Source organism: Lactobacillus sp. CBA3606 (assembly GCF_002970935.1).
Classification (GTDB): Bacteria; Bacillota; Bacilli; order Lactobacillales; family Lactobacillaceae; genus Lactiplantibacillus.
In genome coordinates, this window is sequence record NZ_CP027194.1 from 2,274,993 (window position 1) to 2,298,006 (window position 23,014).

Annotated in this window: 19 protein-coding genes; 9 read left to right on the plus strand and 10 right to left on the minus strand. The window is 42.6% G+C overall.

From position 1 onward, the window contains the following. The first annotated feature begins 133 nt into the window (after positions 1 to 133). Positions 134 to 2,110: an acyltransferase family protein gene (locus C5Z26_RS11030; RefSeq protein WP_105449997.1), complete on the plus strand. Its 1,977-nt coding sequence runs from the start codon at positions 134 to 136 to the stop codon at positions 2,108 to 2,110. Positions 2,111 to 2,178: 68 nt separating this feature from the next. On the opposite strand, the gene C5Z26_RS11035 is transcribed toward C5Z26_RS11030, so the two are convergent. From C5Z26_RS11035 to C5Z26_RS11055, 5 genes are all read right to left on the minus strand, one after another. After that, positions 2,179 to 4,038 (minus strand): ABC transporter permease, encoded by a 1,860-nt coding sequence (locus tag C5Z26_RS11035; RefSeq protein ID WP_105449998.1) that lies wholly within the window; start codon positions 4,036 to 4,038, stop codon positions 2,179 to 2,181. Positions 4,039 to 4,059: 21 nt separating this feature from the next. Beyond that, positions 4,060 to 5,904, minus strand: a complete 1,845-nt coding sequence (locus C5Z26_RS11040; protein ID WP_234005682.1) for a glycosyltransferase family 39 protein — start codon at positions 5,902 to 5,904, stop codon at positions 4,060 to 4,062. A gap of 11 nt (positions 5,905 to 5,915) precedes the next feature. Further along, complete coding sequence (locus C5Z26_RS11045) at positions 5,916 to 7,901, minus strand: glycosyltransferase family 2 protein (protein WP_105449999.1); 1,986 nt, start codon at positions 7,899 to 7,901, stop codon at positions 5,916 to 5,918. After that, positions 7,891 to 8,991 (minus strand): bifunctional glycosyltransferase family 2/GtrA family protein, encoded by a 1,101-nt coding sequence (locus C5Z26_RS11050; RefSeq protein ID WP_105450000.1) that lies wholly within the window; start codon positions 8,989 to 8,991, stop codon positions 7,891 to 7,893. Before C5Z26_RS11050 ends, C5Z26_RS11045 begins: the two co-directional genes overlap by 11 nt. Before the next feature lie 240 nt (positions 8,992 to 9,231). Further along, the gene (locus tag C5Z26_RS11055) at positions 9,232 to 10,290 is read right to left on the minus strand and encodes a glycosyl hydrolase family 28-related protein (RefSeq protein WP_105450001.1); all 1,059 of its coding nucleotides are present in this window, start codon (positions 10,288 to 10,290) and stop codon (positions 9,232 to 9,234) included. 191 nt (positions 10,291 to 10,481) lie between these two features. Between C5Z26_RS11055 and C5Z26_RS11060 the strand changes: the two genes are divergently transcribed. Beyond that, on the plus strand, positions 10,482 to 12,458 hold the full coding sequence (locus tag C5Z26_RS11060; RefSeq protein WP_105450002.1) for a hypothetical protein: 1,977 nt from the start codon (positions 10,482 to 10,484) through the stop codon (positions 12,456 to 12,458). 186 nt (positions 12,459 to 12,644) lie between these two features. Here the strand turns inward: C5Z26_RS11060 and C5Z26_RS11065 are convergent, their stop codons facing one another. Next, positions 12,645 to 15,089, minus strand: a complete 2,445-nt coding sequence (locus C5Z26_RS11065) for a Xaa-Pro dipeptidyl-peptidase (RefSeq protein ID WP_105450003.1) — start codon at positions 15,087 to 15,089, stop codon at positions 12,645 to 12,647. A 176-nt stretch (positions 15,090 to 15,265) separates the two neighbouring features. Between C5Z26_RS11065 and C5Z26_RS11070 the strand changes: the two genes are divergently transcribed. Then, positions 15,266 to 15,667, plus strand: a complete 402-nt coding sequence (locus C5Z26_RS11070; RefSeq protein ID WP_105450004.1) for an OsmC family protein — start codon at positions 15,266 to 15,268, stop codon at positions 15,665 to 15,667. A 75-nt stretch (positions 15,668 to 15,742) separates the two neighbouring features. On the opposite strand, the gene C5Z26_RS11075 is transcribed toward C5Z26_RS11070, so the two are convergent. Beyond that, positions 15,743 to 16,000 (minus strand): transposase, encoded by a 258-nt coding sequence (locus C5Z26_RS11075; RefSeq protein ID WP_105450005.1) that lies wholly within the window; start codon positions 15,998 to 16,000, stop codon positions 15,743 to 15,745. Between the two features lie 114 nt (positions 16,001 to 16,114). Next, positions 16,115 to 17,515: an amino acid permease gene (locus C5Z26_RS11080; RefSeq protein ID WP_105450006.1), complete on the minus strand. Its 1,401-nt coding sequence runs from the start codon at positions 17,513 to 17,515 to the stop codon at positions 16,115 to 16,117. Positions 17,516 to 17,728: 213 nt separating this feature from the next. Between C5Z26_RS11080 and C5Z26_RS11085 the strand changes: the two genes are divergently transcribed. Together C5Z26_RS11085 and C5Z26_RS11090 are read left to right on the plus strand one after the other, a co-directional pair. After that, positions 17,729 to 18,544 carry a PfkB family carbohydrate kinase gene (locus C5Z26_RS11085; RefSeq protein ID WP_105450007.1) on the plus strand — a complete coding sequence of 272 codons (816 nt, stop codon included), beginning with the start codon at positions 17,729 to 17,731 and terminating at the stop codon, positions 18,542 to 18,544. Positions 18,545 to 18,597: 53 nt separating this feature from the next. Further along, positions 18,598 to 19,011: a bis(5'-nucleosyl)-tetraphosphatase gene (locus C5Z26_RS11090; protein WP_105450008.1), complete on the plus strand. Its 414-nt coding sequence runs from the start codon at positions 18,598 to 18,600 to the stop codon at positions 19,009 to 19,011. A gap of 108 nt (positions 19,012 to 19,119) precedes the next feature. Here the strand turns inward: C5Z26_RS11090 and C5Z26_RS11095 are convergent, their stop codons facing one another. After that, positions 19,120 to 19,269: a hypothetical protein gene (locus C5Z26_RS11095; protein WP_105450009.1), complete on the minus strand. Its 150-nt coding sequence runs from the start codon at positions 19,267 to 19,269 to the stop codon at positions 19,120 to 19,122. A gap of 152 nt (positions 19,270 to 19,421) precedes the next feature. On the opposite strand from C5Z26_RS11095, the gene C5Z26_RS11100 reads away from it, so the two are divergent. From C5Z26_RS11100 to C5Z26_RS11115, 4 genes are all read left to right on the plus strand, one after another. Next, positions 19,422 to 20,000, plus strand: coding sequence for a guanylate kinase (locus tag C5Z26_RS11100; protein WP_105450010.1), 579 nt, complete (start codon positions 19,422 to 19,424; stop codon positions 19,998 to 20,000). 91 nt (positions 20,001 to 20,091) lie between these two features. Continuing rightward, the gene (locus C5Z26_RS11105; protein WP_105450011.1) at positions 20,092 to 20,535 is read left to right on the plus strand and encodes a Fur family transcriptional regulator; all 444 of its coding nucleotides are present in this window, start codon (positions 20,092 to 20,094) and stop codon (positions 20,533 to 20,535) included. A gap of 169 nt (positions 20,536 to 20,704) precedes the next feature. Continuing rightward, positions 20,705 to 21,220: a hypothetical protein gene (locus tag C5Z26_RS11110; protein WP_105450012.1), complete on the plus strand. Its 516-nt coding sequence runs from the start codon at positions 20,705 to 20,707 to the stop codon at positions 21,218 to 21,220. A gap of 3 nt (positions 21,221 to 21,223) precedes the next feature. Continuing rightward, positions 21,224 to 22,042, plus strand: a complete 819-nt coding sequence (locus C5Z26_RS11115) for a DUF6681 family protein (protein ID WP_105450013.1) — start codon at positions 21,224 to 21,226, stop codon at positions 22,040 to 22,042. Positions 22,043 to 22,129: 87 nt separating this feature from the next. Here the strand turns inward: C5Z26_RS11115 and C5Z26_RS11120 are convergent, their stop codons facing one another. Then, a complete protein-coding gene (locus C5Z26_RS11120; protein ID WP_105450014.1) occupies positions 22,130 to 22,753 on the minus strand; it encodes an HAD family hydrolase in 624 nt (207 codons plus the stop codon). Positions 22,754 to 23,014: the final 261 nt, after the last annotated feature.

Below are 23,014 nucleotides of genomic sequence, written 5' to 3' on the forward strand. Positions count from 1 at the left end.
AGTGGTTAATAAAAATAACTAAAGAAATCGAGTTATTGCTGGTCAAGTGGGCGGTCGGCATATTATAGTAGAGGTACTGGTATAATGAATGCGAGTATTGACTACTTAGCAACAATTCAAGGGGTAATGGGAAATGAAGGAAAATTTGCAGGGCGTGAACCTGAGTCGCGCGATGGGGAAGATGAATCAACACACAATGCATCCACGTCGATATATTACCGGCTTTGATGGCATTCGAACAATTGCAGTTTTAGGTGTGATTATTTACCATTTAATGCCGGCATCGCTACAAGGCGGTTATTTGGGGGTCCCGATTTTCTTTGTCGTTTCGGGTTATTTAATTACAGATATTTTATTACAAGAATGGACTAGCAAGGGTAGCATCGGGCTATGGCAATTTTATGGTCGCCGGTTACGGCGTTTATATCCAGCGTTAGTGACGATGTTACTAGCGACGACGACGTACATTACCTTGTTTCAACGGTCGTTGTTAACGAATATTCGGGCGACTGTCATGACGAACCTGTTATATGTCTATAATTGGTTTGAAATTGGGCACGGACAAAGTTATTTTGACCGGTTCAATGGTGAATCACCGTTTACCCATTTATGGTCGCTTTCCATTGAAGGGCAATATTACTTACTATGGCCTTTAATTGTCATTGGGCTAATGTTGATTTTGAAAAAGCGTGCGCATATTTTCTGGCTCATGATGGGCGCTGCACTAGTCTCAGCATTGGCAATGGCCCTCTTGTATGATCCAGCTAATACGAACCGGGTTTATTACGGGACGGATACGCGGATGTTTGCCATTCTAATTGGGTCCGGTTTAGCCTTTATCTGGCCTTCACGAGAATTGCCACGAGAAGTTGCATTCAGTAATCAGGTCACCCTAGATGTTTTGGGGGGCGGGTCATTGCTTGCTTTGATTGTGATGTTCTTTAACTTATCGGGGCAAGCTGCTTTCACTTATCGCGGTGGCATGTTACTTTTCACGGTCCTTTCCGGCGTCTTGGTTGCGACGGTCGCCCACCCGGCGAGTCATATGAACCGGTTATTGACTAATCCTGTCTTCACGTATATTGGTCAACGGAGTTATGGCATCTATCTGTATCAATTTCCAGTCATGATTTTCTACGAAACTAAAGTTAAAAATATTGGTAACCATCCGTTATGGCATAGCTTGGTGGAAGTTGCGCTAATCTTGTTAGTTACGGAATTAAGTTATCGTTTTATTGAGAATCCGATGCGGCATTATAACTATGGTCAGATCTTTACCCACTTGTTTAAGAAGCCCGCTTTTAATCGGGTTACTGGGACGATTGCGAGCTTAGCGGCGATCTTCTTCGTGATTACGGCGGTTGGATTTGTGCAACAGCCAGGTAAAGCCTCAAGTGTCCAAAAAACGGCGTTACAAAAGACCATTACGGCCAACTCTAAGTCAGTTAAGGCGAAAAATGCAGCGGCCTTGAAACGCCAAAAAGCCGCTGCCGCTAAAGCTTCTTCACAATCCAAACAATTGGCAGCTGATAAGCTGAAGACTAAGCAAGCTTATGAAAAGTTATCTGAAGGACAGAAAAAAGTCGCTTCAGATTATGATTTGAAGCCACAAGTTGTGCTAGCGATGAATGCGACGGATTTGACCGCAGTTGGGGATTCAGTCTTGTTAGATGTTTCACCGGATTTACAACAAGTTATTCCGGGGACTATCGTTCAAGGTAAAGTGGGTCGTCAAGTTGCGGATGTTCCTGGCATTGTCGCCGCCTTAAAGGCGCAAGGCCAGCTGGCCCGTAATGTGCTAGTTAACATTGGCACCAATGGGGCAATTACGTCGGCGCAAGCGGAACAGGTCGTCAATACGATTGGTGCCGATCATCAGATCTTTTGGGTGACGGCGCATGTGCCAACTCAAAGTTGGCAAAATCAAGTCAATAACCAGATTGCCAAGACTGCTAAGCAGCATGCTAATGTGCATGTGATTGATTGGTATCAAGCGGCGTTGAATCAATCCAGTTGGTTCGGGAGTGACAATGTGCACCCTAATCCGACAGGAAATCGGCATTTAACGGCCTTGATTGCAAATCGAATTGCCGAAGTGAACAAAAATTAAATAAGACACAAAAGCAGTTTTAAGTCACCGTGGTAAACGGCACTTAAAACTGCTTTTTTAGGTTGACCTTAATGTATGACTTGTTGAGCGCTGAGCTTTTGCAACCGGTGCGCATGAATCCGATAAAAGCCGGTTCGAATGGTTTGATGATAACTTTTATGGATTCCCAGGGTAAAACTTTGATCATATTTAGGAATGGCAACATAATCATACTGACTGAGATTTTGTTTGAAGGCGGTGCGTGACTTGCTAAAAACGGCTTGCCCCGTCGCATTGCTTGTGAAAAAGTAGTAATTTGCTAAGTAACCAGCGTAATAAGTCGTTACTTCAACTTTTTGTGGATCGACAATCAACAGCTTAGTTTTATTCAAATGGGTCCATGGCTGTGCAATCTTAGTTAACTTGACCGGCAGGGTGCGGCGATTATAGTGGTTCGTAAAATTTGTACCGTTAATTTCAGAATACATCATAATCACTGCAAAAAATAGCATTAAAAAAGTCGTTAACTGATAGGTGGTTTTGGTGATGATTGAGCGAAAGGCTTCAGGACTGCGATGCGCAAAGTCCTGTTCGTAGAAGGTTTCGTCCATCACGCGTACCAGCCAAATGGCCCCAATCAGCAGGTTCAGGACAACGACAGTTGACATGTAGCGTTCAAAGCCGTCCAGCGTGATTGCTTCAGCATAGGGCATCGAAAAGACGTACATGCCAAGTAAGCTAAAGTAATACAGTAAACTAATCAGATCTAACCAGCCTAAGTGTTTGAATAGGTTATTAGGATGATGACAGCCATACTTGATAATGGCCCAAGCCCCAATTAAGAGTAAATTCAAACCGAGCAAGCCCTGCGTGGATAAAGACCCCAGATTAAAGATTTGGTGAACAAATTGCTGCCCAATCTTTAAAAATCCTTGCCAACCATCTTGAGATAATTGACTTTGATAAGCCTGGGCACTAATTTCGTGTTTGGAATTAGTAAAGGTGAGATGCACGTGGATTTCCCACCAGATAAAAGGTAAGGCAGCAACTAAGATCGTTCCTAAAAAGGTAGCACTGAGCTTGATTGTTCGTTTGAACCATGGTCCGGCGGGTGTTTGGGTGAATAAGGTGTATAAATAGTATCCGGCAATCAGCGCGACAAAGAAGGCGGCTGAATTTTTGACGAGTAGGAGACTGCCACTGAACAAGGCAACATGGGCAGCCTGTATCCGTGGCCGGTTACGATAAATAAAGATTCCCACCAAGGCAGCCATAGTGAGAATTGCCAAGACGTAATCAACTAATAAGTTATTTAAGCGAATGTTGATATTAAAAACGTATGAGATGGCGATGGCGAGACACAGCAACATCGAATTTAACCCCCGGGTGCGATCGCGTAATGTGGCAAAAATAGCATAGCTCGCCGCCCAAATTAGTCCAAACTGGGCCACTAACATGGTCCCCGCATTGAAGCCAACGAACGTGACGAATTGGGTGATAAACAGGGCCGTAGCAGGGGGATAGGACGTAAATGAAATAATGGCGTCATGAGCCCCAGGTAAATGCCCTGTATAGGTTAGAAACTTAACAATGGTGGCCCAGTGTGAAAAATTATCGTAATGAATTAATGGGCTGTGAATCAGCACACTTGCCATGGCGAGACCCAGGACGATCATCCAACCATCAAAAAGGTGCCAGCCTTCATACTTAAAGGCGAGCTTACCAAAATAGCCCAAACTGAGGCGGAGGATTAATAAGATGACACCGAAACTGGTGACCAGCCAGATACCAAGGCGTAACCAGCCTAACATGGCAAAGCCAAAGAGGAGCATGATTTGGACTAAAATGCCCGTAATCCAAGTTAGATAGGGATTGACATGAAGCCAACGCATGGCACTACTGTAGCCAATTAAAGCTAAACTAAAAAAGATAAATCCGATTATTGCCAACTTGATGCCTGCTTTCGTGAGTTAGTGGAGCCGCTTTAGCCCATGTGGCGTGATTTTAAATAGGCCGGTGACAACGTGTTGATGATAGACTTTTTGCGTTAAAACGGTAAATGTCCGGTGGGTTTCAGGAATTGCCACGTAATCATAAGTTGCGAGCGTCTTTTTAAAAGCTTTGGGCGTCATCATAAAGTTTTCTTGGCCGATGGCTTGGTCGGTAAAGTAATAGTAGCGACCGACGTAGCCGGCGTAATAATCATTAACATCGACCGCTTCAGGGTCAACGATGAGAACTTTTTTATGATTTAAATGCGACCAAGGCTTCGAAATTCGTTGTATTTGTAGCGGTAACGTATTATGGTTCATTTTATTCGTGAATTTAGTCCCGGTGATTTCAGAATACATCATCGTAATGGCAAAAAAGCCGGTGACTAAAGTAGAGACTTGATACATATTTTTAGTGGCAGCGCTACGAAAAGCTTGGGTATTGCGTTTTTGAAAGTTCTGTTCAAACAACGATTGATCAATCGCACGAACTAACGCAATCGCGGCAATGAACAAGTTTAAAATTACAATACTTGCCATGTAACGTTCGAAACCATCCAATAAAATAGCTTCGGCATATGGCATTGATAAGATATACATTCCAAACAGGCTACCATAATAGGCGATAAAGACTAAGTCTAATAGGAGCACCATTCCCAGTAACTTATTAGGCCGGTGGGCACGTAGTCGGATAACAAACCAAGCAATGATTAAGACCACATTAATTAATAAAATTCCCTTAGTGGATAATGAATTCAAGCTCAGAATCTGTTCTAAAAATTTATGACCAATTTTGAATAATGCTTGGTGACTTTCACCATTCAATTGCTTGGCATATGCTTGGGTACTGATTTGATGCTTGGAAACCGTAAAGGTGTGCTTCACGTGCCACTCCCACCACATAAATGGCAGAGCGGCAATCAGTAGGGTGCCAAGCAAACGGATGGGTGTTTCGATTAAACGCCGATACCAGTGACCTTGACTGTTAGTAATCAAGATATACAAGAAATAGATTCCAATCATCACAACAAAGAAAGTTGCAGAGTTCTTTACTAGTAATAAAACTGCCACAAAGAGGGCGGTGTGTGCACAGAGCAACCGTGGTCGTTTGCGGTAAGCGAAGATGCCCACTAGAGCGGCGATGGTGATGATGGGTAGCACATAATCGACTAATAAGTTATTCAAGCGAATTGCCACGTTAAAGACGAAGGAAATAGCTAAAGTAAAACATAAGGCAAAGCCCGTCAAAGCACGCGAACGATCGCGTAGCCCAGCAAAAATAGCATAGGCTGCGCCCCAAATTAAAATAAATTGACCTAATAACATGGTGCCGTCACTAAAACCAGCCCAGTGAACGAACTGAGTAATAAAAAGTGCTGTGGCAGGCGGATAAGAGGTGAATGAAATCAATTTATCCGCCGCTCCTGGAAGGTGACCAGTAAAGGTCATAAACTTGACCATGACTGCCCAATGTGAAAAATTATCATAATGAACTAGAGGACTGTTTAAGAGCACCTGACCAGTGGCAAGACCTAAGCCAACCATCCAAAAGTCAAAGAGATGAATTCCTTCGAATTTAAGTCGGCCACGGTGCCAAAAACTCAGGCCAAACCATAGGATCAATAAGCCGATACCAAAATAAGTGACTAATTGAATTCCTAAATTCAAATTACCGGTCATCGCAAATATATAGAGCATTAAAATTTGGACAAGCATGGCGGTAATCCAAGCTAAGTATGGTGACACGCCCATTCGGCGCAGTGTGCCATTGTAACCAAGTAATCCTAAAAAGTATAAAAATACACCGATTAAAGCCTTAATCAAAGCGGTTCCTCCTAGAAACGATTGAAACGACGACTGAGATCACGTTCGAATGTCTTTGCCCGAACAATTAAATTCATATAAAGCTCATCGAACGGGGTTACCCATGTATTTTGAACACTGGGGAGTGTTGTATTCGCACCGTCATAAATGAGTTGCAGGAAATGATCACGATTAGCATCGGCTGCAACCTGTACTTGCGTACTATAGATGGTGGTATTGCCATGTTGACTAATCCGAGCAACTTTACCACTCAGCTGGACGTCAAAATCTTGATGTTTGATTTTTAAGTTAATGGTGTCACCCTCAGCAATGTCATCGGCAGCGCCGTCATCAATGGTAAAAGCAACGCCCCCTTCAGAGACATCTTCAGTTGTGATGGCATGCCAAGCGCCTTTAACTGCTTGGACTTGACCCGTTACTTGGCGGATAAAACGTTCATTCTTACGATAGACTGGTCGGCCCATTGAGATGAAGAGACACATACTTAAATTAATAAAATGCATGAGTAACCAGAAGGTGATGACACTCCCGACCAGAATTTCAGAACCGTATTTACCATAATTAAACTTGATAATGGCAATCAACGTGATACTCCATAAAAATAAGTATGGCAAAATATAAAGTTTATCTTTAATGGAATAAGTGACATTTTTTGAAGTTACCTTAAACTTTTTGGCTTTGATACCAAGTGTTTCCAAAATAACTGGGATGAAGAGATAGGGGGCAAAGAAGGTTTCCTGGACTTCACCCCAACGCTCATTACGGATTTTAGCAGTATCGCCCATTCCCGAAGTATCACCCATGACATAGTGCAATAAAAAGTAACCAGGCGCCCAGATAATCATCAAAATCCAAAAATTAGCATTGACCACTTGAATTTTAAATAGTGCGTAGAGAATTGGCGCAATCATATAAATCATGCGGCGAAAGAAAGCCCACCAATAGAAATAAGTATTGATGAGAATCACGCGATTCATACCGGATAATTTAGGATTGGTAAAGATGTGCAAGTTACGACAACTTTGCATGACACCTCGCGCCCAACGGGTACGCTGTTTAATGACCCCTTTAATATCGATGGGGGTAATACCGCTAGACTGTGGCACCTTAGTGGCTAAACTAATATAGCCAGCCATATTCAACATTGTTCCTAATTCAAAGTCTTCTGTGATTGTATCAGTCGGGAAATCCCCAACTTCATCAACGGCTTTACGCAAAAAGACGGCGTTTGATCCTGTAAAGAGGGCCCGTTTGTTCCCACCATTTAGTACGTTGATGTCGCGTGAAAAGAAATCTTGTTCATTAGGAATGACTTTTTCTGAAAATAAATTAAACTGGAAAATATCCGCATTATAAAAACTTTGCGGGGTTTGCACAAAGCCTAGCGGTTCAGTATGGTCCGGATCGGCTTCAAGTTGTTTAAAATTTTCCGTAAACAATGGTACAATCGCATTTAAAAAACCAGAAAATGGAATCATATCCGTATCAAAAACCACAAATAAAGGAGACGTTAACTTTTCCAAAGTATGGTTGATGTTGCCAGATTTAGCTTGGTGATTGTTTTCCATACCGGAATAGCCGATGTGATAATGTGCTGCTAAGGCTTGAACCTCAGGACGATTGCCGTCATCAGAAACGACCACGTGGACTTTACTTTTATCGGGGTAATCAATAAAAGTGGCCGCATTGATCGTTTTTCGTAATAAATCGACTTCTTCATTATGAGTGACGATAATAATATCGACATCTGGGAGTGGTTGTTCAGGATCATAGTCGGGAACTGTTAAGTGCCACTGGTTTTTAGTAGCGCGCATTCGAAAGAAGATTAAAATAAAGCCAGTTGTATTTGATAAAATCTCGCTCAAAACTAATAGCAGGGCAAAAACCAACGTGAATATTTGGGCGTGCCAAGGAATTGTAAAAAAGATACGCCAGAGTAAATAAACGATTGATAGCGCAATTGCTAGAAAATAAAGCAAACGGCGCTTATTTGACATGATGAGTCGCCTCGTTAGTCGTTTTAAAAATGTAAGTTTTTTGAATATGATAGCTAATTAAAAATAAACCAAAATCACCGATGATTTTAGCTAGAACCGGGACTAGGCTGCCAGTTGAAAGCAGCACCAGTAAATGAGTTAAGCCGGTAGTTAAATAGCCTGATGCAATGGCCTGAACGGTTAAGAGACCAGCATATTTAAGGACGGTCTGTTCGCCAGCATTGTCAAAAACCAGGTGATGATTGATGAGATAGTTAACTACGGCGGACAGTAGGCGAGCCGTTACAGTCGCAATCATGATGGCATGTAGCGACCGATTCGCTAGGACCCACATGATTAGCCCAAACAAGCTAATATCGACAACGAAAGAAGCTAGGCCACTGATTGAAAATTTAAGAAATCGAGAATAGATTGCCAACGAATCGCGGACCACTCTAAAATGAGAGGATGCATTGCCATCTAAATAGATTGTAGGTATTGGGGCTTCGACAACGACAACGCCATATTTTTTGGCTTGTAGTAACATGTCGAATTCAAACTCAAAACGATTACCAGGAAAGGTGATAAGCGTTTGCGTGTATTTAAACGGAATCAGTCGTAAACCCGTCTGAGTATCTGAAATATTTTGATGAGTGAGTAGCCGCACTAACCCACTTGTTAAGAGATTACCGAACTGGCTACGAAATGGAATGTCGTTAGTAAAATGCCGGACGCCAATGACTAAGCTGTCTGGATTAACTTTGAATTTGTTAAGACAACTAACTAATGCAGCGACGGTATGTTGACCATCAGAATCCATCGTCGCAATCCCGTCTAAGTCGGGAGCGACTTGCTGTAGCTGAGTAAAGCCAGTTTTTAAAGCGGCGCCCTTACCACGGTTTTCGGCGTGATGTAAGATAGTGAGCTTGGTTGAAGCTAAAGCTAATAATTTTGAAAAAATCGCTTGATGGGCCGAATCACTGCCATCATCAACGATCGTAATTGCGGTTGTGAGTGGTGCAAGCTCGTTATCACTGAGTAGTGCTTGAACTAATTGAATTAATTTGTTATCTGGATTGAGTGCTGGAATAAGAATCCCAATTTTCAACATCTGATTACCCCATTCTGTTTAATAAACTCAAGTAATGACGCTATGGCACTTGATTTATTATGACCATTAACTTTAACATAACACAATACTTTTAGTTGTGGAATACTTTCATTATAAAATTGTGGTCGATTTGCTGGCGAACGAAGCCACTCTAAATGTTTTAAATAAAATACTGTCCCAATTAGTAAATTAAATTCTAATTGGGACAGTATTTAGAGTGTAAAAATAAAATCGTATCAATTAAGCAGTCGTTCCTAATGCATCAAGCCAAGCGGTACCATCATACCAAACGCTTTTCTTTAAATCAGTGTCGTAATATTGGTAACCTGCATAGATGTTTTGAGTTGGTCGATTGGCAGTAGTGCCAGTTTGGCCCACAGTACCAGGTTGTAGATTAGTTGCTGATCCCATACTTGGGCTTAACAATTCAACATGCACGTTGGCATCACCAACAATGCTATTGGGACAGGCTCCGATTTGACGGTAACCGATAATAGTAGGATTGCCACCCTTAAGGACAATTCCAGCACCAGTAGCAACATTATTACGTGAATAACAAGATATTAATGAATTGCCAACACCGCCGACTACCTGATAATCTACGCCAGGATAATCATCTGACCGAATTACTTCGTCTTCAGCACCACAACTAATTAGAGATACATTATTACAATTATTGTTTAAATAAAATCCAATACCGCAAACTTCGACTGCACAACCGTTACATGTTGAATAATTTAACTGGTTGAAATCATAGCCTGCTTGGGTACAGGTAATGGCATAACAATTATTCATAACTACAGAGGTTCCACTACCCCAAAATGAAAAGCCATCACCAACCACACCGACAACTTTTACATTTGTAAAGGAAGAGGTGATGGGGCAATCAATACCAAGAGCATTGCCAACAATCCCCTGTAAAGTTACATTTTCGAAGACAATCCCTTCTGTATTACCGGCATTTTCTCGATTAAAAGAAATGCCGCCACCCCAAGAGGCATCCATGCCAGGCCCTTTAAATGAAATATTCTTAATTGTTATGTAGCTGACATCTTTACCAAGGAGATGCAAAGGGAGATCATTCTGAACGATGGTTGTTGCATTTTGGGCAGCACCTAATAAAGTAGTATTGCTATAAATTGTAAGTGTAGCAGTAATTAAATAAGTACCAGATGGAAAAAATATGATACCGCCGCTAGTTGCATGGGCAGCATCTAAAGCAGCTTGAATGGCTACAGTATCATCAGTTGTGCCATCGCCTTTAGCATTGTAATCATCTTTAATATTATATCCGAACATAATACTCATCCTTTCGTTGGAAAATTCAAAAGTTAAAAATCTTTACTAACTAATTATAGTTCAAAACGCAAAAAAAGAAAGCGGTTTCCTTTTTTATCTGCACCTCGTTTGTTTATTAATTTTATTGTATATGTGTTATTAATATATTAGTATTATGTAAATTGGAATTTTAAAAGGTAGGGGTAAATTTAATGAAAAAAGTTAATCGAGTTGTTGAGATAGTTTTATTGATTACTATAGTTTTTGGCGGAATATTTGCGGTCATGTCCATGCCAGTAGTAAGGGCTGATACTTTGGGGACAAGTTCAACTGAAAGTATTGATGACTGGATGCCAGATAAGGCATTGCAACAGACTGTATATACTGCCTTGCATGACCTAGGTCAATCAGTTAATTCAAACGGTGGTTATGAGACGACTTCGATTGATCAAGTTACACCTAAAATGTTAGCAGATATTAGATATCTACAAGTTGATTCAACAAAAATTACGAATTTAAGTGGATTACAGTATGCAACAGGACTTGTTCAGGCAGATTTCAGTGGGAATACAATTTTAAAATTACCAGATACGATGCCTGGAGGTGACAAGTTGTATTCGTTGGGATTAGGTAGTTATCAGTTAACTAGTACCAGTCCTAGTTGGGTGTTATCTTCGAAAATAAGTTTTAAAAACACTACTTCAACGTACACTGATATTAACTATGGATTTGCTGGTCATACTGTCAGTGGGACGTATACATTGCCAGCCACTAGCTTAAATTTTAGTGATGATAAACAAAAAGTGGAAATTCCCTTTAGTAGTTTGTTTAAAGGATTTAAACAAGCTGACGGTTCTTTTAGTAGTGTTAATCCAACCGTGGAAATAAAATTTTCTAGTAATGACAAGTTAACACTAGCTATTAATAAAGATAAACAGCAGATTGAATTGGATTTGAGCAAGGTTTCCGCAGCAACCGCAGTACAAATTCAATTTTCAGTCAATGCTTCAGAAAATGGATCATCATATGCTACTTGGGATACACTCAGTTTTAATACCCCTGAAACGGATGCTACAGTCACTGATCCAATGGCACAGATTAGTCCAACTGAAGTGGCTAATATTACGGCATTAAGTAAAAATAATAGTAATGTGGTTGCTAGTAAAGTGACTGCCCTAGATAATTATACAATTAATACAATGATGACAGATACAGGCATTTATTCTGGCTATATGACTGAGGATGAAAAAGCGTCAGTTGATACCGATACTGATATGTTTAATCAGATTACAGAATCAGCGGGACTATATTTAGAAACATTGGCTTTGCGTGGAGATGCAACCGGTTTTGATAATTATTATGCGCAAGTAAAAAAAACGTTTTCTAATAATGATGGTTCGTTTTACTGGATGTACAACACACGGACTAAAACACATAAGGCAGGCAATGCATCATTAGATGATTTACGAATCATGCGGGCACTAACTATAATGCAAGCTAAGGCGCCATCAGATGCGCGAGCAACCGAGATTAAAGAATTAGTGGCTGGATTTAAAAAATATTCCTTGTTGAATGGCAAAATGATTGATGGGACTAGTTTTACGGACAATACTAAAGAGCCTGCAATTCGACTGTGCTATTTAGATATGCAAGAGTTAAAGTATGTTTATGGTGAAGCTGGATTAAGTCAAAAAAATTATAACGATCAATTAGATGTTTTAGAAGGCGGTTACCTGGGTGATGATTTTCCATACTATCAGACCTATTATTATTATGGCGATATGAATGGTTATAAGAATGGAGAATATTCGACCTTGCCAGAAGCCAAAGGTGAAGTTAATTCAATCGATAGTTTATTGATTATTTTGCATTTGGCTCAAGTAGGTAAGGCTAAAGATGCCAGTATTAGTTGGGTAAAGTCACATGTCCATAATCGAACACTTTACAATAATTATTATACAGATGGGACACCAGTTGAAAAAAATTCGGCAGCGTCGTCATATGCAATTGCAGCAATGATAGCTTCAACAGTTGGCGATAAAGAGATGTATAATGATGCAGTTCAAGATTTAAATGATTCACAAGTGCCAAGTGGGTATGGCGACTTTTCGGGCTGTTTAGGTGATATTCCTAGTATGAAATCAGCCACCTACAATAATCTGACTGGATTGTTGGCGTACTATTATTAATAAAGTTGGTTAAATGATTTTAATCAGTATTAAAGTGTGTTAATTAAATAGTGCTGTATGACTTGAAAGATCTTTTAGCTCTAAGGGAATTTTTGTTAATTGTTAATAGGGTACTGCGACGAATATTAGAATAAAAAACATCTCAATTAAGCGACCGAAAACGGCATTAATTGAGATGTTTTTTTATTAATCGTTAGCAATTGTTTTTAAAGGAATGTGCAATTGAATATCATTTAAATTCAACGAATATTGTAAGTCTTGATTGCCTCGTACCGTCATCTTCATGTCAGTGGCATAAATAACTAGGCCTAGTTGATGTTTGGCGAGCAAATGATGGAAAATCGGCTGTAAATCTAAGCTGAAATCGTAAAATTCATTAGGCTGAATGGCTTCAGCATGCCAAGGGTGTTGGCGATTTTGCAAGTTCAAGTGACCCTTAGTAATCATTTTGTAAGGTGTCTTGGCGGCCAGCTTGAAGTCTTTTAAATCATCCTCACGCCAATGATAGCCAAGGTCCAAGGCTTTCGAAGCGATTAGTTGCGGACTAACGGTTAGGCGTTGTGCCAAGCCGAAATCAAGTAACATAAAACTTAACATTCCAAAGTTTTGGTTAACGGCCACAGAACCGCTAATATGGGGTTGTCCCACCAATAATTGGTCACCGGGAGCTTGCCAAGATTTGAACAGGAGCCGATGGTCGTACAATGGATTAGTTTTGTCTTCACTAATAAGATCATTTTGCCAGGCAGTTAAGTGTTGGCGATAATAGTCGAATAATTTATCAGGGAGCTTGTCAGTAAAGTGGGCGGCCCGTTGATCAACGGGGTAATCGGCCGGCACTAATTCCTTATATTGAACCTTGAAGTCCAAGGACTGATCCGTGTCTTGCCACCAATTATCATAAGCTTGCCACGTTTCAGTTGCAGTATTATCTTGAACTAACACGTTTGGAAGCAACGTTTCAGCGTGATTATCGAGGCCATATAACTTGTGGCTGAGCCATAAGTTCATCATGTCGGTAAAATCAAGTGATTGTAAATTATTAATGTAGATGTGTTGACCCTGATGTAAAATCAACTTTTTAGTGACTGGGACCGCTTGTAACTGATCCCAGAGCTTAGCCACGTTACGCGGCTTAACGTTCCAGTCATTCAAGCCTTGCACCATGATAATGTCCGCTTTAATCTGGTTAATATGTTTGCGGTAGTTACGTTCGTCCCAAAATTGATTGTAACTTCCGGTAGCGCGATCCTGACCAGCGGTTAATTCAGCCAGCGTTTGGTCGAACTTGGGCTGAATGCGATGGGCATCACCGGCTTTTAAACTTCGTGAAAAGACTTCCGCAGCCAAGACATCAGTGTCTTCACCTTGGAAAGTATCGGGAGCAACAACTAGGCCGTTGTCGCGATAATAATCATACCAGCTTGAAATCGCTGCTTCTGAAATGATGGTTTTAAGACCAGCGACACCAGTAGTGGCCGCCGCAGTGGCTAAGGTGCCAAGATATGAGCGCCCAGTCATCGCAACAGCACCGTTAGTCCACCAAGCTTTGATTGCCACATCGCCATCGCGAGTGGTGAAGGCGGCGCGTTGACCAGTTAACCATTCAATGACGGCGACGGTAGCCGTTGTTTCGGCAACTGAACCAGTCAACGTCAGACCATCGGAATCTACCGAGCCGATGCCAGCGGCGTAAACGACGGCAAAGCCGCGGGCTAAGAAGTAATCATTTAAGGTATAGGATTGCTCACGGCCAAAGGTTTCTTCAGCCTGAGTAGCTGTTTTGTCGGTTACTCGTGGTGCAGGTAAGGGCTCGTCGACTGGGTGAGCCTCAATATCGGTATAGGTGGTCTCGTCGGGTTCTTTAGCGGTTAACGGGACGTCTACGTTGTGCATTTGGGCATCACCAGCTTGGTTATTGATACCTTGGTTGTAAGGACTAGCGGTATATAGGACGGGAACTTTAAGCCCGGTTGCGGTTTCAGCGGGGCGCAAGATTTCAACTTTTAAAAGGTCACGTTGTTGATCATGATCCGTGTCTAACGGCGCTTCTACATAGACGACTTCGCGGATGAGCCGGTTAGTATCAAAGACGGCCTGGGCTTTGCCGTTAAAGAACAACGGCTTTTGGTCATTGGGTAATTGGTAAGCCGGCACAAAAAAACCCTTAGTCGTTAAGACTTCAATCAACGTTTGACCTTGATTGCCACGGGTATTTAAAAGCAAATACCAAGCATAGTAAAGTGATTCACGGTCAAAGGCGCTATCCCAGACCATCGGGAGGTGAATATCACGCATTGCCAGCAGGGGGTCGGCGAGGTCGAAGTCATGTCCGGGTAGGAAGCCCAATAATTGGAGCCCGACGTTATAAAAGACTTGGTTGTTAACGACCGTGGCGGTGGCGAGCCATTCAGTTAATGACTGTTGGCTGGTCGCCATTAAATTAGCAAATTTATGCTGGAGTCCCGCTGGTGAATGGACTTCGGGAAAACTTTTGGCTAAGAGTGCCCGATAAATTGCAGGGACGGTTTTTAAAGTTGTCATTTCCGGGGTAATAAAATGAATTTTTTTGAGTTCTGCGATAGCCGCTTCCGAATCCGTCGGTGCAATCGCAAATTGGTTATTTTTCATAGGTTGATTCCTCTATTAATTATTTTTTATTTTTAATTAACATTATAACACGCCAGTTGCGGGTTAAACGTTGACAGACGATGAATGTTGCGGTGTCGGTTAAGTCACCGACAAAACTGACAGTGGATAAAGCTTGTGTTACATTTAAATTAACTGATAGTTGGAGATGATTAATTATGGCAGATTTTCCGATTTTGTATACGACCCAAGCGGTTAATGCAGATGGAATCACGGGACAGGCCTATGTGCCGGCGGGTTTAGCAGTGCCGGTCAGTAGCCCATTAAGTGCCACTGAAGGGACTAATCCAGAACAACTGGTGGGGTTGGCGTTGAGCACTTGTCTGAATGCGACTTTGGCAGCGATTGAAGCGGAACACCACTATCCACATCAAAGTACAGTGGTCACAACGGTACAGCTATCACGCGATCGGTTTGGATATCAGTTTTGGGTGGATGCCCAGGTGACAATTCCGACAGTTGATGCGACAACGGCGGCTCGCTGGTTGGCGTTAGCCGAAAGTCGTTGCCCCGTTGCCAAGTTATTAGGTGCTAGTGCGACTGTTAAGATTCATTTGTAATGGGGAGGTTCAAGGACTGGCGGTCGGCTTATGGCAAAAAAAGCGCCTGGACTGGTGTCCAAGCGCGATAATGCATTAATGACGACGGCCTTTTTTGGCAAAAGTGGTCGCTGTTTCGACTTGCTGTAGCGCTAATTGCTTGGTTTTCTCACGTTCAATTTTTAACTGTTTACTCAGTTGACGTGTTTTCCAGAAGCCGTGGGCACTAATTGCAAAAGGTAACATCTCAATTGTCAACGTGACTGGAATCAGCCAAGGCGCTTTGGTCACTAAAGTCAAAACGTGTTCGCGGTGCTTGGTTAAGGCCGCATGACTCATTTTTAGTGGTAGCATAGCAGCATCCTCCTTTAAAAGTAACTGTATCATAACGTAAAATGAAATCGCTGTCATTAATTTTGCGAAAAATAGGATTGGGGCATGCTTGCTACCAATCCTATTTTCATGAAATTAAGCATCCAGCTTCTGGTTCATTTTACTATGATGGACCCCATAGCTAAAGTAAATAATGAGGCCAAAGACAAACCAAACCAATGAAGCGACCCAAGTTTCCAAGGATAATTGGGTCATCATGAAGAGACATAAACACCCGGAAACAATCGGTAAGACTGGATAAAAAGGCACGCGGAACCCTTTGATCTGATTTAACTTTGGATTACGCCGTAGTAGCAAAATACCAAAGGAGACAAAGGTAAAGGCAATCAGGGTTCCGATATTAACCAAGTTCGCTAATTGACCAAGCGGAATGAACCCCGCTAAGATTGAAATGACGACGGTGACTGTAATCATCGCATGCTTAGGTGCGTGATGCTTGTCGATTTTACCTAAAAAGCTAGGTAAGAGGCCGTCACGACCAATCGAGTAGAGTAGTCGTGAACTACTATAAATCATCGTGACCATCATGGTAAACATGCCCGCTAATGCACCGATGGAGACAATCCCGGCAACGAAGTTTTGATGGACGAGTTGGAGGGCGAAAGTGACGGCATCATCCACGTTGAGTAACTTGTAAGAGACCATCCCAGTTAACACGGCTGAAACCATAATATAGAAGGCGGTACAAATTACAAGCGTTCCAATAATCCCAATCGGCATGTTGCGTTTGGCATTCTTGACTTCGGCTGCGGATGACGAAACGGCATCAAAACCTAAGTAAGCGAAGAAGACCACCGCCGCACCATGGAAAATCCCTTGCGTCCCGAACGGTGCGAATGGCGTCCAATTACTGGGCTTCACATAGAAGGAACCCACCAGTAAAAAGATGATAATGATTGCTAATTTAACGGCGACAATGATATTGTTCAAGCGTACCGAAGTCTTGAGCCCGGCATCAATAATCCAAGCAATCACACAGACGATAATAATTGCGACCAAGTTGACGTAGGTGCCGTGCGCCGGATCGAAGGACCCCGTGATGGCTTTCGGTAATTTGAGGCCAAAACCGGCAATGAATGAATTAAAGTAAGCGGCCCAGCCAACGGCCACTGCCGCTACTGCTAAGACGTACTCTAAGACGAGGGCCCAACCGATAATCCAACCAATCATTTCGCCGTAAACGATGTTACCATATGAATAAGCTGAACCCGCAATGGGTAAGACCGATGCAAATTCGGCGTAACACATCGCCGCGACGGCACAGACGATTGCGGCAATGATGAATGATAAAATAATACCTGGACCGGCTTTAGTTGCGGCGACGGTACCGGGTAAAATGAAAATACCAGTCCCGATAACAGCCCCAATACCTAAAGCAATTAGATCAATCGCGGATAAGGTCCGCTCAAATTGACTGTCTTTTTGTAGATAGCGCTCCAAAGCTTCTTTTTGGAATAAGCGCTGACGAATCCCCATAGATTTTGCCACCTTTTTCAGTAGATTTAATTGACCATGTTCACATGATACCGTGAATAATTATTAAAAGTCAATTAGAATCAAGTGGGAGGCATTAAAATCAGTGAGTTAACTTAGTTTGACGGGTCGCTTTACTAAACTTTAGCGGGTTACAGGTAAGTTGAATTCTGATAAGATGAAGCATAACGAATCGGAGTGAAGGAGGCGACGACCGTGTCGTCAATATTAGTGGCAGAAGATTTATCCGCAGTTGGTGGGATTTCACTAAGTGCGGCGCTTCCAGTTTTGACCGCGATGGACTATCAAGTTGCGGCGTTACCCACCAGCTTGCTATCGACTCATACAAGTGGGTATGGGCAGCCAGCTGTGGCTGATTTAAGCCAGTGGCTGCCCCAGACTTTTGCCCATTGGACGCAAGCCCAGCTTGATTTTAAACAAGCTTTGATTGGCTACGTGGGGTCGGTTGACTTATGCCGACAGCTAGCGGCTTATTTGCAACAGCAGCCCTTAACTTTACTAGTTGTGGACCCGGTCTTAGGCGATTTGGGACAGTTGTATTCAGGCTTTGACCAAGCTTATGTGCAGGCGATGCGCGACTTAGTTCAGTCAGCGGATGTGATTCTGCCAAATGTGACTGAGGCCAGCTTATTAACGGGCCAACCTTATCAAGCACAACCGGCGTTATTACCGATGCTGACGGCGTTGCAGGCCTTACTAAAGCCTGGTGCAACAGCAGTGATTACCGATGTAACTCAGAACCAACAAATTGGTTGCGCCTGGTTAGCGGCCGGAACGGTTCAATTTGTTGGGCAACCGCGCTTGCCAGGACATTACAATGGGACTGGTGATACCTTGGCAGCGGTGATTACTGGCTTGTTAGGGCGTGGTTGGTCGTTGACGCGTAGCCTAACGTTAGCAACGCAATGGTTACAGTTAGCGGTTACGGAGACGTTGGCGGCCCAGCGGACGGATGAACGCCAAGGGGTGGCCTTGGGGGCATTGATCCGCGCAATTGGGTCACTAGTTTAAGTGAACCGCATGGTATAATTAAATGAAACAGTTGAATGAGGAGGACGAGCAATATGACGACTGAAGTCGCTAGTGGTGCCGTGGTGTATCAACTAAAGGCCGGCCAACCAGTTTATTTATTATTACAAAGTGCGACCAGTGATTTTTGGGGATTCCCCAAAGGACATGTGGAAGCTGATGAAACTTTAGCAGCAACTGCGGTTCGTGAGATTCATGAAGAAACTCAGCTAACTGTGACAGTGAATACCGACTTTAAAGCATTCACGGAATATCAATTACCGAATGGTAACTTAAAACAAATGACCTTATTCGTGAGTGAAGTGCCGGCAGGGGTCAGCATTACCCGACAAAAAATTGAGATTAAGGCCTTTGGTTGGTTTGACTATGCGACTGCCCGCGAACGTCTGACGTATCCTAATTTAAAGGAACTTTTGGATCAGGCCAATACGTATCTCACCCAAAAATGATTGGCACAATGTCGTTGAAACAAAAAAATTACTGATGCCGTCGCATAAACGGTCATCAGTAATTTTTAAACTGTACAGCTAAGATCTATTAGGTTTAATTAATAATTTTTAGGCTTGAGTTTTTAAGTTTGCAACTGCATCTTCGATTGTAACGCCTTCAGCGCGCAATTCTGGATGAAGTTTGTCAGTTGCAACGAATAATTGACGCTGTGTATCCAACACAATGTTGAACCAGCTATTAGTTGTTTGAAATTTCATATGACAAAACTCCCTTCTGAAAATTGTTTGGTTATGCTACGAGATGCTTTCATCATCTGTGAACCTTACAAGTAAACTACTATACTCGGTTCGTTGATTTAATGCAAATGAAAAGCCTTACAGCGATAAATAAATTAGGAGCGTTTTAAACCATGACGAGGAAACGAATTTTTGTAATTACTGGACCAACTGGCAGTGGTAAAACGACCGTTAGTCGGTATTTAAAAGACCATTATAATATGCCACAAGTGATTACGCATACCACGCGAGCGCCCCGGCAAGGCGAAGTCGATGCAGTGGATTATTATTTTGAAACGGCAGCGAGCTTTGCAACTAAGCATTACTTGGAACATGTGACCTACAGTGGACAACAGTACGGGTCATCACGCGAGGGCTTAGCAGCGGCATGGGAAAAAGCGGCTAATATCAGCATTGTGTTAGATACCGCGGGCGCGGTGACCTATGCGCGTGAGTTAGGTGAACAAGCAGTCATTATTTATCTTAAAGTCAGTCAACAACAGGCCTTAGTGGACCGATTGACGAAACGTGGTGATCCCCAATTACGAATTGAACGGCGCGTTGCAAGCAAAGAATATTTACGTGATCAACAGTTGCCAGCTGGTTTAGTGGGGGCGGCGCAAGTCATTGTAAATGATGATTGGGCCACGACGACGGCCGCGCTGGATGCCTTAGTGGCACCGTATCAAAGTGCGGCAGAATCGGCTAATTAATTCACTTTTGGCTGGACTTATGCTAAACTAAATAGTAATCATTATGATTTAGCTTTAAGTAGTACTGACCAGAATGGAGGCCACGAACGACATGGAAGCAACGCTTGAACAAGCAGTGTCGATTCTCCGGCGTAATCAATTAAAAATTACCAAGCAGCGACAAGCCTTGTTAGATTATTTAGTGACTTATCAAGAGCATTATGTGGCAATTTCAGCGGTTGATGAGCATATGCGCACCCTATTTACGGGCATGAGTCATAATACAATCTATCGCAATATTAAAGAATTCGAAACTTTAGGGTTATTAGAATTAAAAGCCCAAGCCAATCAGACGTTGGTGAAATATCAATGTGATTTTGATCATCAGCATCACCATCACTTTGTTTGTTCAAATTGCGGCCGCGTGATGGAGTTGGCAGCTTGCCCACTTGACGCCTATGAGGCCCAGCTACCCGGCTGTACGATTACGGGTCATCGGATTGAAATTTATGGATTATGTGCCGCCTGTACTGCCAAACAAGCGACAGTGAAATAGCTGACCATTTAAGTCAGCTTTTTTTAACTGCGGATTTTGTGGGTACTGGTGTTAAACTGTTACTAAAGACTTTATTAATTTCAATTGGAACTAATGCATTCTTAAGCTCAACATGGTTTAATTATTGATTGAGATTAGAGAATGATAGGCATAGAAGGGACTGACATTGATGGCTTATCGAACACCACCATTTATTACACCATTTGCGATTGTGTCGATCGTGCTAGCACTTGGCGCGACGAACGTCGTGGTCAATAAAACCACGCATACAGTCAATGGTGCCAAGACTAGCAGTAGTGCAGTCGTAAAATCAGCCAGCAGTAGTACCACGGATAAAAATAAGGCTGATAAGGCATCTAGCGATAAAGACAAAGATAAAAATAAAGATAGTCGTTCGACTGATAGTAGCTCGGACGACACTAGTGATGATCAAAATAGTAGTAGTGCTAGCAGTAGTGACGATAATAGTAGTAGTACCACGGATGAGAGCAGTTCAAGTAGTAGTACGACCGCTAACAGTAGTTCAACTTCGACTAGCAGTAGTGACACGAGTTCTAGTTCAACGACCAGTTCATCAACCGATGACACGACCGATGATGCGTCAAGTTCAACCACACAATCTAGTGCGGCGACCACGACGAGTGAAGCGACGACAGCCACTAGTTCTGACGATGGGGGCGAATAGTTAATGTTTAGTATTTTGGATATGATTAACCACGCCTTAGGTTATGTGAACGTTAACCTTAAAATTAAAAATCAGATTTACATCGGGATTGGGATTGCTGGTAATCTTTATCTGGGTTATGTGGCGATTCGCTTGATGCAAAATGGCGCTTGGTTACGAGGTGCCTTGTATCTATTAGTCTTTTTAGCGCTAATTTATTTTATCGTTTTGAATTTTATTTATTACTTCACTCAAAAACGAGCTAAGTATGACCTATCACCTAAAATCGAAAAGTTATTAGGTGGTAAGCCTAAAGAAGTCTTAGCTGCTGAAAAGCAAGCTCAAAATGGGGCCCAACAACCTTATATTTCCGCTAATGGAATCTTTGATGGGCAGGAATTGTTGCCAGCTGCGGTTAAGACAACCAGCACGGAACAGCGCAATGTTCACCAGATTGTTGATCAATTACAGGCGACCAATGTGGTGCGGCTAGATTATGCGGGCATGAGTGATGCTGACATCATGCAACAAGTTAAGGCGACTGGTGAGCCGGTGTATGCGATTGGTCAAGGAATTCAGATTCCATATTCTGAATTACGTTTGGAAGATCATAAGCTGGTCATCTATGCGGGGCTCAATCAAATTGATCAGCTGCCAGTCGGGCGCATTACTCGGGTCGGTTTGACGGATGTTCACGATGCGCATGAAGATTACAAGTTATATTTGGCTTCTACGGTGATTACAGGCGGCATGGAAAAAATCGCCGGGCGCCAAGCAACAATTGAACAGCCAGGGGATTACCAAATTACCGCCCAAGTAGCGTTTGAAGACCGCCAGGCTTAACTTTAAGTTGGTTAGTTTACCTAATGATTAGAATCTAAAAAGCGGTATCTCAGCGACAAGTCGTCGTGAGATACCGCTTTTTTGTGATTAAAATAACTTTAAAAGATCAGTTGGTTGGTCAAAACGGTAAGTCGTTCGTTGATGGTTAGCATGGGGGTCCATCCCCCAGACTGCTAAGCCAAAGTCGACATTAGCGGCGGCCGCGGTCTGTTCATCGCTTAAAGAATCACCGATAAAGAGGGCCTTACTTGGTTGTACGTTTACTTTTTGTAGGGCCGTTAACAATGGTAATGGGTCGGGCTTGCGTTTGGGGGTATCGTCAGCGCTGATGGTGACGGCCATCCGTGACATGAACGTATAAGGCTGCATGCCAGCTTCGAGTTCGGTGCGGCGTTGCGAGGTCACGATACCTAGTTTTAGGTTAGCTGGCAATTGTGCCATGAGGGTGGTAATCCCAGGATAAAGGGCAATCTCATGGTAGTGCGCCGCCATCACTGCTTCGTAACGGGCTTGAAAGTGGTCGAAATCTGTGGCAGCAATCCCAAGGTGCGCCATTGCTTGTTCCGCAGCCATTGGAAACGTGGTTTGCGCGTCGCTGGCTGAAAAAGGTTTTTGATATTCAGTTAATACTTGGTGCATGACAGTCGCATAAACTGGCTGGCTGTTAGTTAGGGTACCGTCAATATCAAACATTAAAGCCTGATAAGTCATGAGGCATCGTCCTTTCAGTTCTGAATTAAGTTAAGTATACCAAATTTAGCGTTGACAGTGATTCTTCGGATTGTTATAGTTAGATTAATAAATGATGAGGAGCTAATGATATGTCATTACTATTGAACCACTCAAAAACTCAAACTAGTTTTTACTTTTGGTATTTTCGCTAGTGTTTGTGCCCGCAGTATAGGTGCAAACACGAATCTGATGTTTGCATCGATGCGGCTTGCCAAGAGCTTTTTGAGGTTCAATGGCACC

Bases quoted from the DNA above. Each gene is read 5' to 3' on its own strand.
- C5Z26_RS11115 (WP_105450013.1), top strand. From the start codon at position 21,224: ATGTTTAGTATTTTGGATATGATTAACCACGCCTTAGGTTATGTGAAC.
- C5Z26_RS11095 (WP_105450009.1), bottom strand. From the start codon at position 19,269: ATGAAATTTCAAACAACTAATAGCTGGTTCAACATTGTGTTGGATACA.
- C5Z26_RS11075 (WP_105450005.1), bottom strand. From the start codon at position 16,000: ATGCTACCACTAAAAATGAGTCATGCGGCCTTAACCAAGCACCGCGAA.
- C5Z26_RS11080 (WP_105450006.1), bottom strand. From the start codon at position 17,515: ATGGGGATTCGTCAGCGCTTATTCCAAAAAGAAGCTTTGGAGCGCTAT.
- C5Z26_RS11060 (WP_105450002.1), top strand. From the start codon at position 10,482: ATGAAAAAAGTTAATCGAGTTGTTGAGATAGTTTTATTGATTACTATA.
- C5Z26_RS11030 (WP_105449997.1), top strand. From the start codon at position 134: ATGAAGGAAAATTTGCAGGGCGTGAACCTGAGTCGCGCGATGGGGAAG.
- C5Z26_RS11090 (WP_105450008.1), top strand. From the start codon at position 18,598: ATGACGACTGAAGTCGCTAGTGGTGCCGTGGTGTATCAACTAAAGGCC.
- C5Z26_RS11105 (WP_105450011.1), top strand. From the start codon at position 20,092: ATGGAAGCAACGCTTGAACAAGCAGTGTCGATTCTCCGGCGTAATCAA.
- C5Z26_RS11065 (WP_105450003.1), bottom strand. From the start codon at position 15,089: ATGAAAAATAACCAATTTGCGATTGCACCGACGGATTCGGAAGCGGCT.
- C5Z26_RS11050 (WP_105450000.1), bottom strand. From the start codon at position 8,991: ATGTTGAAAATTGGGATTCTTATTCCAGCACTCAATCCAGATAACAAA.
- C5Z26_RS11045 (WP_105449999.1), bottom strand. From the start codon at position 7,901: ATGTCAAATAAGCGCCGTTTGCTTTATTTTCTAGCAATTGCGCTATCA.
- C5Z26_RS11070 (WP_105450004.1), top strand. From the start codon at position 15,266: ATGGCAGATTTTCCGATTTTGTATACGACCCAAGCGGTTAATGCAGAT.
- C5Z26_RS11100 (WP_105450010.1), top strand. From the start codon at position 19,422: ATGACGAGGAAACGAATTTTTGTAATTACTGGACCAACTGGCAGTGGT.
- C5Z26_RS11110 (WP_105450012.1), top strand. From the start codon at position 20,705: ATGGCTTATCGAACACCACCATTTATTACACCATTTGCGATTGTGTCG.
- C5Z26_RS11055 (WP_105450001.1), bottom strand. From the start codon at position 10,290: ATGTTCGGATATAATATTAAAGATGATTACAATGCTAAAGGCGATGGC.
- C5Z26_RS11120 (WP_105450014.1), bottom strand. From the start codon at position 22,753: ATGACTTATCAGGCTTTAATGTTTGATATTGACGGTACCCTAACTAAC.